The organism is Agarivorans sp. DSG3-1, assembly GCF_046774965.1.
In the GTDB taxonomy this organism is placed as follows: Bacteria; Pseudomonadota; Gammaproteobacteria; order Enterobacterales; family Celerinatantimonadaceae; genus Agarivorans.
In genome coordinates, this window is the sequence record NZ_CP177241.1 from 3,705,898 (window position 1) to 3,718,524 (window position 12,627).

General features: G+C 44.0%; 11 protein-coding genes. 7 read left to right on the top strand and 4 right to left on the bottom strand.

Annotated features, from left to right (window positions below; translation table 11 throughout):
- Window positions 1-223 precede the first annotated feature (223 nt).
- Window positions 224-1,564: an N-succinylarginine dihydrolase gene (gene astB / locus ACLD71_RS17225; RefSeq protein ID WP_411991461.1), complete on the top strand. Its 1,341-nt coding sequence runs from the start codon at window positions 224-226 to the stop codon at window positions 1,562-1,564.
- A 56-nt stretch (window positions 1,565-1,620) separates the two neighbouring features.
- Here the strand turns inward: astB and sohB are convergent, their stop codons facing one another.
- Together sohB and ACLD71_RS17235 are read right to left on the bottom strand one after the other, a co-directional pair.
- Entirely contained in the window at window positions 1,621-2,646 is a 1,026-nt protein-coding gene (gene sohB / locus ACLD71_RS17230) for a protease SohB (RefSeq protein ID WP_411991462.1), read from the bottom strand.
- A gap of 108 nt (window positions 2,647-2,754) precedes the next feature.
- Window positions 2,755-5,211, bottom strand: a complete 2,457-nt coding sequence (locus tag ACLD71_RS17235) for a VolA/Pla-1 family phospholipase (RefSeq protein WP_411991463.1) — start codon at window positions 5,209-5,211, stop codon at window positions 2,755-2,757.
- Between the two features lie 147 nt (window positions 5,212-5,358).
- Here ACLD71_RS17235 and ACLD71_RS17240 point away from each other — a divergent pair, with 147 nt between their 5' ends.
- From ACLD71_RS17240 to ACLD71_RS17265, 6 genes are read left to right on the top strand one after another with little or no spacing between them, the layout of a single operon-like run.
- Window positions 5,359-6,120, top strand: a complete 762-nt coding sequence (locus tag ACLD71_RS17240) for a YciK family oxidoreductase (protein WP_303551216.1) — start codon at window positions 5,359-5,361, stop codon at window positions 6,118-6,120.
- An 11-nt stretch (window positions 6,121-6,131) separates the two neighbouring features.
- Complete coding sequence (locus tag ACLD71_RS17245; RefSeq protein ID WP_303515460.1) at window positions 6,132-7,034, top strand: LysR family transcriptional regulator; 903 nt, start codon at window positions 6,132-6,134, stop codon at window positions 7,032-7,034.
- Window positions 7,035-7,042: 8 nt separating this feature from the next.
- Window positions 7,043-7,789, top strand: a complete 747-nt coding sequence (locus ACLD71_RS17250) for a 5-oxoprolinase subunit PxpA (RefSeq protein ID WP_411991464.1) — start codon at window positions 7,043-7,045, stop codon at window positions 7,787-7,789.
- Window positions 7,790-7,795: 6 nt separating this feature from the next.
- Entirely contained in the window at window positions 7,796-8,455 is a 660-nt protein-coding gene (locus tag ACLD71_RS17255) for a 5-oxoprolinase subunit B family protein (RefSeq protein WP_411991465.1), read from the top strand.
- A complete protein-coding gene (locus tag ACLD71_RS17260) occupies window positions 8,452-9,429 on the top strand; it encodes a biotin-dependent carboxyltransferase family protein (protein WP_411991466.1) in 978 nt (325 codons plus the stop codon). Before ACLD71_RS17255 ends, ACLD71_RS17260 begins: the two co-directional genes overlap by 4 nt.
- Window positions 9,422-9,706, top strand: a complete 285-nt coding sequence (locus ACLD71_RS17265) for a TfoX/Sxy family DNA transformation protein (RefSeq protein ID WP_411991467.1) — start codon at window positions 9,422-9,424, stop codon at window positions 9,704-9,706. The genes ACLD71_RS17260 and ACLD71_RS17265 overlap by 8 nt, the downstream gene beginning before the upstream one ends.
- Window positions 9,707-9,735: 29 nt before the next feature.
- Here ACLD71_RS17265 and ACLD71_RS17270 read toward each other — a convergent pair whose 3' ends face one another.
- Window positions 9,736-11,502 carry a glycerophosphodiester phosphodiesterase gene (locus ACLD71_RS17270; protein ID WP_411991468.1) on the bottom strand — a complete coding sequence of 589 codons (1,767 nt, stop codon included), beginning with the start codon at window positions 11,500-11,502 and terminating at the stop codon, window positions 9,736-9,738.
- 77 nt (window positions 11,503-11,579) lie between these two features.
- The gene (locus ACLD71_RS17275; RefSeq protein ID WP_411991469.1) at window positions 11,580-12,347 is read right to left on the bottom strand and encodes a copper homeostasis protein CutC; all 768 of its coding nucleotides are present in this window, start codon (window positions 12,345-12,347) and stop codon (window positions 11,580-11,582) included.
- Between the last annotated feature and the right edge of the window lie 280 nt (window positions 12,348-12,627).

Here is a 12,627-nt window from a genome sequence, read left to right on the forward strand (position 1 = left end):
TCGAGAGTTAGCATAGGTCAATAACTTTTTTAAATCTTTGGTTTATTGGGTGAATAATTAAGCACTCGACCACAAAGATACAAACTGATAACATCTGAAACTCCCTATTAAGGGTAGTGTTATACGCTTGATTTTCTTCACATGCCAATATAAATAACCATTGGTAAAGATTTTTTCAACAAAAGATAACTCATTTTTCGATGAGCGTAGTAAAAGGAAGACTATGAAACATTTTGAAGTCAACTTTGACGGTTTGGTGGGTCCCACTCACAATTATGCCGGTCTTTCATTTGGTAATGTGGCTTCGTTATCCAACGCCCAAAATGCTTCCAATCCAAAAGAAGCAGCCAAACAAGGTCTTCTGAAAATGAAGGCCTTAAATGATTTAGGGCTAACTCAAGGCGTGCTGGCCCCGCAGCAGCGTCCAGATTTAAATTTATTACGTCGTATCGGCTTTAGCGGTAACGATGCGCAAGTGTTGCAACAAGCCGCAAAGAAAGCTCCAGACGCTTTACTGGCCAGTTATTCAGCATCAAGTATGTGGACAGCCAACGCAGCAACCGTATCACCTAGTGCAGATACCGAAAATGGAAAAGTACATTTTACTCCAGCCAATTTAACTAACAAATTGCACCGTTCCATTGAGCCAGAAGTGACAGGCAATATTCTAAAAGCGGTATTTTCTGACAGTAAATATTTCGAACATCACCAACACCTGCCCGAAAATGACTATTACGGTGATGAAGGTGCAGCCAACCATACCCGCTTGTGTAATAACTACGGTGAAGCGGGTTTGGAACTATTTGTATATGGCAGAACAGCGGCTAACAGCAGCGCCCCTGCCCCTACTAAGTTTCCAGCAAGGCAAACCTTAGAAGCCAGCCAAGCGGTGGCGCGCTTACATGGCTTAGACGCTGATACTGCGATTTTCATCCAACAGAACCCCTCAGTGATTGACCAAGGGGTTTTTCATAACGATGTAATTGCAGTAGGCAACCAAAATGTCCTGTTTTATCATCAACAGGCATTTTTAAATACTCAGCAGCAACTTAAGCATATTCAGCAACGTTTCGGCGAAAATAAACTACATTTCATCGAAGTTAGTGACAATGAAGTAAGTCTAGATGAAGCCGTTAAAAGCTATTTATTTAATACTCAAATCATCACTACCGCGCCTGGCGAGATGGCCATTATTGCCCCAACTAATTGCCAAGAGTCTGAGCAAGTACATCGCTATTTAGAAGATTTAGTCGGCCGAAATACACCAATTAAACAAGTACATTATTTTGATGTTAAACAAAGCATGAGCAACGGTGGAGGCCCGGCTTGTTTGCGCTTACGTGTAGCTTTAAACGATATGGAGTTAGCTGCTGTGAACCAACACACCATTATGAGTGAGCAGTTGTTTAACACCTTAAATAGCTGGGTAGATAAACACTATCGCGATAGCTTAGCGTTTGATGATTTACGTGACCCGCAAATGATTACAGAAGTGAATACCGCTTTGGATGAGTTAACCCAAATTCTTCACTTAGGTTCTGTTTATCCTTTCCAACAAAACTAACTCGCAGATACAAAAAAGCCTGATAATAATCAGGCTTTTTTCATTCAAACTAAATGCTATTTAGTCCAGTCCCAAGACTGTGATTGAACTAATTTCATTACGCCACGTTCAACCCCAACACTAGCGGCTTGGCTGAGTTTTTCAGCGAGTTTTTTCTTAGTGTGATATTTAAACTGAATAACTTGTTTATCGCTAAACTGTTCCATTAAGTAATCATCACTAGTACTGACTTCGTCTACCAACTCTAAACCAAAAGCTTGCGTGCCATACCAGTGCTCACCAGTGGCTACCTTGCTAATATCCAATTGCGGGCGAAACTCTTGCACAAACTCTTTGAATAGCACATGGGTCTCTTCCAGTTCGGTTTTAAACTTCTTACGTGCTTCGTCAGTATTCTCACCAAACATGGTCAATGTACGTTTAAATTCGCCAGCGGTTACCTGCTCAAACTCTATATCGTGTTTTTTCAGCACTTTATTAAAGTTTGGTAGTTGCGCTATCACACCGATAGACCCAACAATAGCAAAGGGTGCTGCAATAATTTTGTCTGCAATACAGGCCATCATATAACCACCGCTTGCGGCAACCTTATCAACCGCAATAGTCAGCTTAATACCTTTCGCTTTAATACGTTTAAGTTGAGATGCAGCTAACCCATATCCATGAACCATACCGCCGCCACTCTCTAAACGAACTAAAACTTCGTCTTGTTCTTTAGCTGCAACGAGTACTGCGGTAACTTCTTCGCGCAAACTCGCGACTTCTTTAGCGTCAATACTGCCTTTAAAGTCGATAACAAATAACCGTGGTTTGTTTTGTTCTTCGCCTTTTTTCTTATCTTCTTTTTGTTGGTGTTTCTGCTGCTTCTTATATTGCTTAAGCTGCTCTTTACTCATGAGGTTATGATTCAGCTTGTCTTCTATCTCATCTTGTCGCTCACTAAGATCAGTGACCTCTAATTCGCCACTCTTGTGCTTAGTTTTTGAAGATACCGCGATAACCACAACCACCACAGCAATAATGGCGATAACAATGGTTAAAGCCTTCGCAAAAAACAATCCAAACTCGATCAAAAAATCCAAACTTCTGCCCTCTTAAATTCAAGCTGTTATTAGTACCACAGCTTGAAAGACTAACCAAGCAACAAAAAAGGCCTGCGCGATGCAGGCCTTAGATTGGTTATTTTTTACTTATTGAGCGGTACTAATTACCGAGCTGTCATTCACCACTACCGTCGCGTTTCCAGCATCGGCACTTACTGCATAGCCCACAAATTGGCTTTGCATTTCAACGGTTGTCGCTAAACTCACCGTCGGTGAAATCAATGAACTATGAGAGCCTTGGCCAAAGCGAATCGCATAACTACCCGCAGACGTTACTGCTGCGCCCTCTAATCCCATGGCAGCAATTAGCGGCTCGGTTCCCACTAGCGGTAACGTTGGCAGCGAGTTTGGTATCACTTGGTCACCACTTCCTTCGCTACCATCACCTACAACCTCATGCACCAATACTGGCATAGAAAAGCCTGCTTGCGCATAGTTTAGCGGGTCTGCTCCATCTACTACTGTTTGGCCCAAAGCACCAAATACTTGAGCAAAAGCCGCATAATTGGAGTCAATAACTAGCTGCGCTGCTTCTGGGTAGGTGGCTTGATAAACCGCAAACTGCTCCAGTGCCGTGGCTGAGTCGTTATCTTCAAACCCTAAACCGGCAGCCACTAAACCTAAGTAACCAGGGTTTGCTTTAAGATTTGCTTCAACTAAGGGGGCAAAGCTAGGCGAATTTTGGAAAATACCTGCTAAACCACCACCTGGCACGCTAAACGAAGCACTTTGCAAGGAGTAATCTATGGGAAAGCCACTAACCATGACTTCACCAGCTAATGCGGCGGCGCCAACTCCAACAATAGAGCCTAATGACTGGCCAACAAAGTGAACCTTGCTACCATCTAATTCTGCCGGAGCCGTAGCTGCTTGAAGTGCAGCTCGCAGGGCTAATAAATCAGCACTAGATTGGCGCAAGTTTTCTCGAATGCTTAAAAAGCTACCTAGATTTGCAAATACTTGCGCATCAGCATTAGCACTTAAATCTGCATTTCCATCGCCTGTTAAATCAATGCCACGGGTGCCGTGATAAGGTAAATCCATTGCTAACACCGCATACCCTTGAGCAGCATAACTTGCGGCTATGCCCGCGGCAGTTTCTTTTAACGAGCCAATCCCATGTTGGAATACCACAACTGGCCAACCATCTGCTGGCATAGTTTGTCCAGTTAAGGTTTCGTCAGGAAGGTAAATATCTAGGTTGAGTAAAGCAGTACTGCGTGTTTCTGGAATCGGGTTATAAGCAGTTAAATGGCGATGAGCATCAACCGCTTTAGTCTCACCATCTTCAACATAAGTTAGCCCTGCTAAATCTGCTTGGGCTAGCATAGTTCCCGCTGTTGCTGTATCGCCACTGGCAACTAGCACTCCAAAAGCTGAAGTATCAAACCCTCTAGCAAAGGCCTGTGTCCAAAAACTTGTGCCACTTGCCTGGTCGGCAAAGTCCGCATTAGTTTGTAACAACTGAAGAATGGCAACAGGGCTGTCCGTTCTAGCTTGCGCCCACTTATTCATATCAGCCCCCGTAATGTCTGGATTATCTAAGTCAGACAAATAATAAGGAACCGATAAGGTTGATTTGAAGTACTTAGCAGCAGCAAAACTCGGCTGGCTAGCGCCTAACACGGTATTTGCTACATCTTCTGCAGTGCTACCAGTATCAACCAATGCACCTAAAGGCAGTAGCCCGCTCAGTGCCATACCTCCGTATACTTGTTGCAATGCGCTAAGTACACTTCCTACTGATTGCGTAGTAAACACCGCGGCGTAACTAACAGCTTCTGTTACCCCTTCAGCAGCTAACAGACCATTGTTGAAGCCAGTTAAACCTTTTAATTGCTGAGTGGTTGCATCGTCTTCAGCAGTAGCTGCAGTGCTTAGTAACTGATAACCACTGCCCGCTTCTACCGGGCGACCGTTGCTATCTAACAGCGATTCTGTAATCGCAACCATGTAAGATGTTGCCGTGGTGAAAGGTTTAAGCGGCGTAACAACTATGTTGCCGTCGCTAAAGGTAGCAACGTAGTCTTCGCCATAAACCAACTGTTCATCAATCCTACAAGTTTGGCCGGCTGAAAAACTACCGCCGTTTTCGGTCACATCGGCACAGGTATCAACAAAACCAGAGGCTCTCACTTTGTAAAGCAAAACGCCTGCAGCAAAGGTGCTTTCATCTAAGGTAGTATCAATTTCTGCATTATATTCGCCTTCTTCGTCACCATAACCAAGAGGAATACTAAACGGTACGCTGGTCTGCCAGCCATCTAGGGCGCCAAGTACGTTGGTAATAGATTGATACTCTTGCGTAGCCACAATAGCAGCTTCGCTAGGTAGATTAACGGTCCCGTCTTGGCTGCCATTAAACAGCAAATTATTTGGTGTAGAAACATCACCAATCAGCGGATTGAAACGAATTTTTACTGAGTTTGGCTCATTTGGCGTGATATCATTACTGAAATCAAAAGGCGAGTTGCTACTACCACAACCTGCAAGAGTAACAGAAGTAAATAAAGTGACAGCTGTAGCTATTCGGGACAAACGCATATTAGCAAATTCCTTTTTATTGTATGTTTTTCAAAGAAACCTTAAACATTTGTTTACATTTTTGCAACAGGTCTAACCAGGCGTTAAACAGATGTTTAAATATTAAACAAATATTTGTGGGCTAACGCACATCTACAGGAACAAATAATGAGCACGGAAATCTCTCCTCAACACTTTCAAGCCAGCGCAGATGAACTTAAAGATAAAGTAATTTTGGTTACCGGTGCAGGCGACGGAATTGGCCGTCAGGCAGCGTTAAGTTTCGCTGAATTAGGTGCCACCGTTATCCTCCTTGGCCGAACAGTTAAAAAATTAGAAGCTGTATATGATGAGATAGAAGCGCTAGGCGCACCGCAGCCCGCAATCATTCCGCTTGATTTAAAAGGCGCCAGTCAACAGAACTACCTTGATATGGTTGCCACAATCGACAATCAATTTGGCCGCTTAGATGGCGCATTATTAAATGCCGCGCATTTAGGCGTGCTTAGCCAATATGTGCAAATTGATGAAGATCTTTGGGATCAACTGATGCAGGTAAACGTGAAATCTCAATTTCTACTTAGCCAAGCCTTAGTACCACTGATGCTTAAAAGCGATAAGGCCTCATTGCTGTTTACCTCTTCTAGCGTTGGTAAAAAAGGTCGCGCCTATTGGGGCGGATACTCGGTATCTAAGTTTGCCATTGAAGGCATGTCTCAAGTGATTGCTGATGAATTTGACAAAACTGGCCTGCGCAGTAACTGTATTAATCCTGGGGCCACTCGCACTCTAATGCGCGCTACGGCCTACCCCGGTGAAGACCCAAAAACGTTGAAAACGCCTTTAGATATCATGCCTAACTATGTGTACTTGATGAGCGATGCGAGTGCTGGTGTGACCGGGCAAAGCATTGACGCTCAAGCGAAATAGAACAACTACCTATGAGCATACCCTTTCGAGCAAAAAGCACATTAGAACAATGGCGTATTTTTCAAGCGGTGGTGGATTACGGAGGGTATGCTCAAGCTGCCAGTCAGTTAAACAAGAGCCAATCTTCGCTTAACCATGCGGTAAGCAAACTGCAAAACCTACTTGGCATTCAATTGCTCGAAGTAAAAGGCCGTAAGGCTTATCTCACGCCAATGGGCGAAGTAATGCTTCGCCGAAGTAAATTACTCAGCCAAAATATTCAAGAGCTCGAACTGCTCGCTGCAAGTTTAGAACAAGGCTGGGAACCACAATTGAGCCTAGCCTGTGAAATTATCCAACCTCGTGCTCCTATTATTAAGGCACTTAAAGCGTTCTTGCCCGAAAGCCGTGGAACCCGAGTAGAAGTCATTGATACGGTAATTACTGGCGCCGATGAAGCAATTACCGATGGCAAAACCGATTTAGTGATTACCGGATTGTTGCCTAAAGGCGTATTGGGCGAGCGACTTAGTTCCGTTACTTTAGTGCCTGTAATTCATCGCAGCCACCCATTAGCTAAAATGCCCCAACCAGTGTCTATCGACGAAGTATTACAACATGTACAGCTGGTGGTGCGTGATACTGGGAAAAACCCTCAACCTGATCGTGGCTGGCTGCGTGCTGAGCAACGTTGGACATTTAGCGGCTTTAATCAAGTACTGGAAGTACTCAATCAAGGTTTAGGTTTTGCCTGGTTACCAGAGCATGTAGCAAAACCATTTTTTGAAGACGACAGCTTGGTTGAGTTAAATATTCAAGGAGGGGCATCTAAAACGCTAAATACCTACTTGGTGATTCCTCGACCCGAACAACTCGGCCCTGCGGGTCAATATTTCTCTAAGCTATTGTTACAACACTGTAAGGCTGCTCGCTAAGGACTGACATGTTATTAAATTGCGATATGGGCGAAAGCTTTGGCGTATGGAAAATGGGCATTGATGAGCAAGTAATGCCTCATATTGATATGGCGAATATCGCCTGCGGTGGACACGCTTCAGATCCCGACGTAATGAGTAATACCTTAGCCCTAGCAAAACAACACAATGTAAGCGTAGGCGCGCACCCAAGTTACGCTGATATTGCCGGTTTTGGTCGGCGTTCAATTCCCTACCAGCCCGATCAAGTAACTCACCTAGTTCTAGCGCAAGTAGGCAGTTTACAAGCCTTATGCCACTACCATCAACTCCACTTGCATTACGTAAAACCGCATGGCGCGCTTTACAACGACATGCATAAAGAGCCCAGTATTTTTGAATCGGTGGTTAAAGCTGTCGCCTCACTCACCGGCGATATTAAGTTAATGGTTCACGCTACCCAGTCTGCTGGATTTATAGAGAAAATTGCCGAAAGCTATCGCATCGAATTAATCAAAGAAGCCTTTTGTGATCGCCGCTATTTGGCCAATGGTCAACTGCAAGCTCGCAGCGTAGCTGGCGCGGTAATCACTGAACAATCCCATTTGATTAATCAAGTCACTACTATCCTATGCAATCACAAAGTGGTCTGTGCAGACGGTAGTGAATTAGCCGTAAAAGCTGACACCTTGTGTGTTCATGGTGATAATCAAGCCGCGCTTGATACCATCAAACAAATAAAGCAGCACATCATTCAAGCTAATCGAGGCAGCTAGCCTGATATGTACTGTATTGATTATGTAAATGAAGACAGCATTTTAATTAGCTGTAAAAACTCAAAAGATTGCTCATCCCTGCCCGCGCTTTCTCAAATACTCAAACAGCAGCTCCGCGGCATTCTAGATATCATTGTGGCAGCAGACAGCTTACTGATCGTATTAGAGTACAATGCCGATATCGATGCTTTACTATCAGTGGTAACCCAGTTTAACCCCAGTGAAGTAGTCAGCGGCTCGGCAAATGTTATCAACATCCCCGTATGTTACGAATCAAAGTTAGCGCCAGATTTAGCTGAAGTTTGCCAATTAAGTAAGCTAAGTGCTGACCAAGTAAAAGATCTACATCAGCAGGCAAGGTACCAGGTTAAAGCCATTGGATTTATGCCCGGTTTTGCTTATTTGAAGGGTTTACCTGCTCAGTTACAACTTCCGAGAAAAGCCGTACCCGCTTCAAAGGTTGCGGCAGGCAGCCTAGCCATTGCTGAAGACATGACTGCGGTCTACCCCGCTAGCAGCCCTGGCGGTTGGCATATTATTGGCCAATGCCCAATGCAGCTATTTAATAAACTGTCTGCTCCAATGTGCCCTTTTAAGGTCGGTGACGAAGTACGCTTTGTTGCCATTACTTATCAAGAGTTTATTGCTTTTAAGGAGACCCGATGAGCTCTCCAGCCGCCATGAATATAATCAGAAGTGGTCCGCATACATTGGTCGTCGACCAGGGCCGTTTTGGTTATCAAGACATAGGAGTCAGTCCTGGTGGGCCGGCAGATTTACACGCTTACTATTGGGCAAACCGTTTATTAGGCAATTCAGTAAACTGTGCAGCATTAGAAGTTACCATTGGAGGTGCCCAGTTCCAATTTAGCAGCAGTTGCACAATCGCCGTTTGTGGTGCAAACATGCCAATCACAGTCACGGCGGCTAACACTAATACCTCAATAAACTTAACCACTTGGCAAACTATAAAGGTAAACGCTGGCGATAGGCTAAGCCTAGCCCCTGCACGTAGTGGTTTGCGCAGTTATTTAGCAATATCTGGGGGATTTAATATCACGCCAGAGCTAGGCAGTATGAGCAGTTCAATAAAACAAAAGTTGGGAGCGTTTAATGGTCGCTTGCTGGCGGCTGGAGATAAGCTTGAATACATAACGTCATGCCAACACCCAGCACTCTCACAGCAACAGGTGCCAAACCGCTTTCTGCCTGATTACCAACAAACACTAAAGCTAGCGCTTATTCCAAGCTACCAATTTCAACAGTTTACCCAAAAAGACATTGATATCTTAAGCCATCAAACCTATACGCTTAGCGAATTAAGTGACCGAATGGGCCTACGATTGGTCGGTGATCCATTAGTAGATATTCCTCCCAGTGGAGAATCTGAGGCCATTGCTTTGGGTGCGGTGCAGGTTCCTCCCAATGGGCTACCCATTGTATTGTCGGTAGATAAACAAACCATTGGCGGTTACCCCAAACTAGGCTGCATAGCCCGCCTAGACCTATATGCATTAAATCAACGCCGCCCTCAGCAAGCAGTGCAGTTTTACATAAGCTCTTGGCAAGTTCAGCGACAGCGTTGGTTGGCATTTCAGCAGTTCTTTTCAATACCACTGGGCGTAACAAGAAATGCCTAAAACAAAACAAGCTACACAACTTAGAGATTTAAAAGGTTTTGGCCCTAAAAGCGAAGAAATATTGGCCAAAGTGGATATTCCCACCGTCGAACAATTTATGGCAAGCGACCCTTTTGAGCTTTATGCCAAACTTAAACAAACAGTTAAAGGTACTGGATTAAATTCGATATACGCAATTATTGGCGCCCGCGAAGATCTTCATTGGCAAATCATCAAACAACAAAGAAAAACCGAAATTCTACTAAAACTCGACGATATGGGCCTTGCACCTAAATAGACGATATTTTTGAGTTACTAGGCTAAGAACTACAAACTCAGCCAATGACGTAAGCTATTTACGATATGGTCCATTTCACTCAGCTGATTTAGTCGATCGATAGTTTCTAATGCAATAATCGGTGAATCCGTCACTATGCCATCAACCCTCAGATAATAAAGCCTCTCCACGTCGGCTGCGCTATTTACCGTCCACACGTGCACTTGCTGGCCTCGCTGCTGAGCACTTAACAAGCGCCAAGCATTTACCCATTGTTGGTTAACAATCAACATATCTACGTTTTGCTGTACATCGGTTTCACCAAAACTAGCAGCAGCAATAAAGGCAGTGCTAATGTTTTTTGCCTGCGGAGTATCACTCATTTGAAGCTTTAAGGTTTCTAGCAGTTCACCATCTAAACTACTTATGATGACCGGGTGCGGATAATCTTTGAGCGCGTCCAGCAAGGCAGGAACCAAAGCCAAAGAATCGTTGTAGCGTTTGAGTTCTATATTCAAGGTTATCTTGTCTGCACTTTTAGCTAACCAAACAGGCAAAGCTTGAGGCGTACTAAAACCCGCATTAACAAAGGCTTGTTGAACTTGTTCAAAGCGACTTAAATGCACTACCGCGCTATCGGCTGTTAAACGCCGTAAATCTCTATCATGCACAACCGCAATTTGGCCATCAGCGGTTAACTGTACATCTATTTCTGTGACTTCTAACCCAAGGTTTATCGATTTTTGTAAGCCTTCTAAGCTGTTCTCTAGCGCTAACCAGCCACCAGCTCGGTGGCCCATCACCACAAAAGAGTTGGGTGCGGAAAAGCGCTGGCTAAAGCGATTAATTTCATCACTTATTTCGTTAGCGCCAAGCACCAACACCGCCAAAAACATCAGTCGTAAACCTAAATGCAAACGATGGCTTTCTCTTAGTACCCGCTGATGAGCCTGTTTTAGCCCAGAACGATTACGTTTCACCAATACTTTGAACATATAAAACTGAATGCTGGCATATAGCCAAGTATCAAGAAAGCTCAGTACCGAACCACCAGCAAGCACAGCAAAGCTAAATAAAAATAGCCATAAACTGGTGACCTCTTCAGGCTGCCACCAACTTAAACTAAATCGTAGCAACCAAATAAAGCCACTAATAACCGAAACAAACACCAATGCACGCAACGCAAACCAACCGGCATTTAACGCCAAGATAAGTCTGCGTTGATGGCGGCTTAATTTGGTTGAATCTCTAAGTTGATTGCTAAGCGGCTTTTTTTGCAGCATGCAGTATGGAAGCGCAAACCACCAGTTAAGCCACTTTGCGCCAAGCCATAGCGCTAATGGGATCCCTCCTACGCTTACGGCAGTAACAAAAATCCATAATTGATTACGCTGTTGATCGAGATAATAGTTTATGTCCCAGTCGGCCAGCATTAAGCCAAACAACCAACGGCCAATAAACAAAATGGTACAAGAAATACTGATTAACAAAGCAGATTGCAAAAACGCTAAACGGGCAATTAACCAAGAGCGATTCAGCAATAAACGAACGGCTTGTGATACAGAGCGCCGATTAACTTCATGCTGAGCCAGCAGTAAAGTAATCACCCCCTGCTGTAAGAAAAAGTTGAACAACGCCATGGCAACGAGCCAAATAGCAAACAGGTATCCACTGGGCGAAAGAAAAAAGGCCAGTAACTGCTGATTAGCAACGCCTTGTAAACCATACCAAGACATTAAAGATTCGCTCACCACAATCGACACAGGGGCTACTACTGCCAACCAACATGCCTGCACCAGCAAATAAGCGCCAAACATTGCAATGCCGCGGCTTTTAAGCGAGCCGGCTAAATAATATATAAAGTGTCGAATACGATGTAATGCGTTGGGGAGAATCACTGGGTATTTAGCCCCAATATAGCGACCATTTGTTTTACTTGTTGTTGCGATACTTGCAATCGACTTAACTCTTTATCTGAATCTTTTTCTGCAGCCATGGCTAAGGCATATCGCTTATCGAACTGAGAAGGTAATGCTGTTGAGGCAGCGCTATGAAAATGCCTGAGTCCACTATTTAATAGACCGAGTATATTGTGTTCTCGCAATCCACCAGCAGCCAACCATTCAATGGTTGGAAAACATTGTTGCATGTCGAGTAACAAGTTGAGTCCATCTTCAATGTTGTTTTTCTGACCAGAACTAAGCACACGTGTAATATTCAATGCGTCTATTTGTTTTGCTGCCTTTTTAGGCTCAGCCACACAATCAAAGGCTCGATGAAAGGTAGTACTAAGCCCCTTTGCTGCATTAACCAATTGTTGGCATGCAAGTTCGTCCACCGAAGCGTCAGCATTTAGCGCACCAAAAACCACGCCATTAAAGCCTAAATCTTTAACCATCGTTATATCGGCAACCATTTGAGCAACTTCGTCATCGCTATAACAAAAGTCGCCGCCGCGTGGCCTAATCATTACAGTAATGTCGATTTGGCTTAAATAATCTTTCACCAATAACAAGGCGCCATAACTAGGAGTCGTGCCGCCTTCTGCTTGGCCTGCGCAAAACTCTACCCGTGTAGCGCCACCACTAATAGCGTTTTTTACATCACTAATGCTATAGCAGCAAATTTCAAGAACAGGAGAATTAGATTCAGATTTAAACAAGTTTTGGCCGACGTTCACGGGTTAAGTGTTTTTATTATAACGAATTATGCTCTAGCTTCACCTTCGTAAGCGATACATAATTAGCTTTTTCATCGATAACCCTCGATTTTTATAGCAATAAACCATGAAACTTTGCCTAACTATAGAGAATCGTTAAGCTTTAATGCATTAAACCAAGCGACCCATAGCGTTGATTTTGAGTTCACAACTTAGTAGTTCAAACAAGCGTTTTGCTAAATATCTGTGTATATTAAACGGGTTATTCTAGGGAAAGAAGACA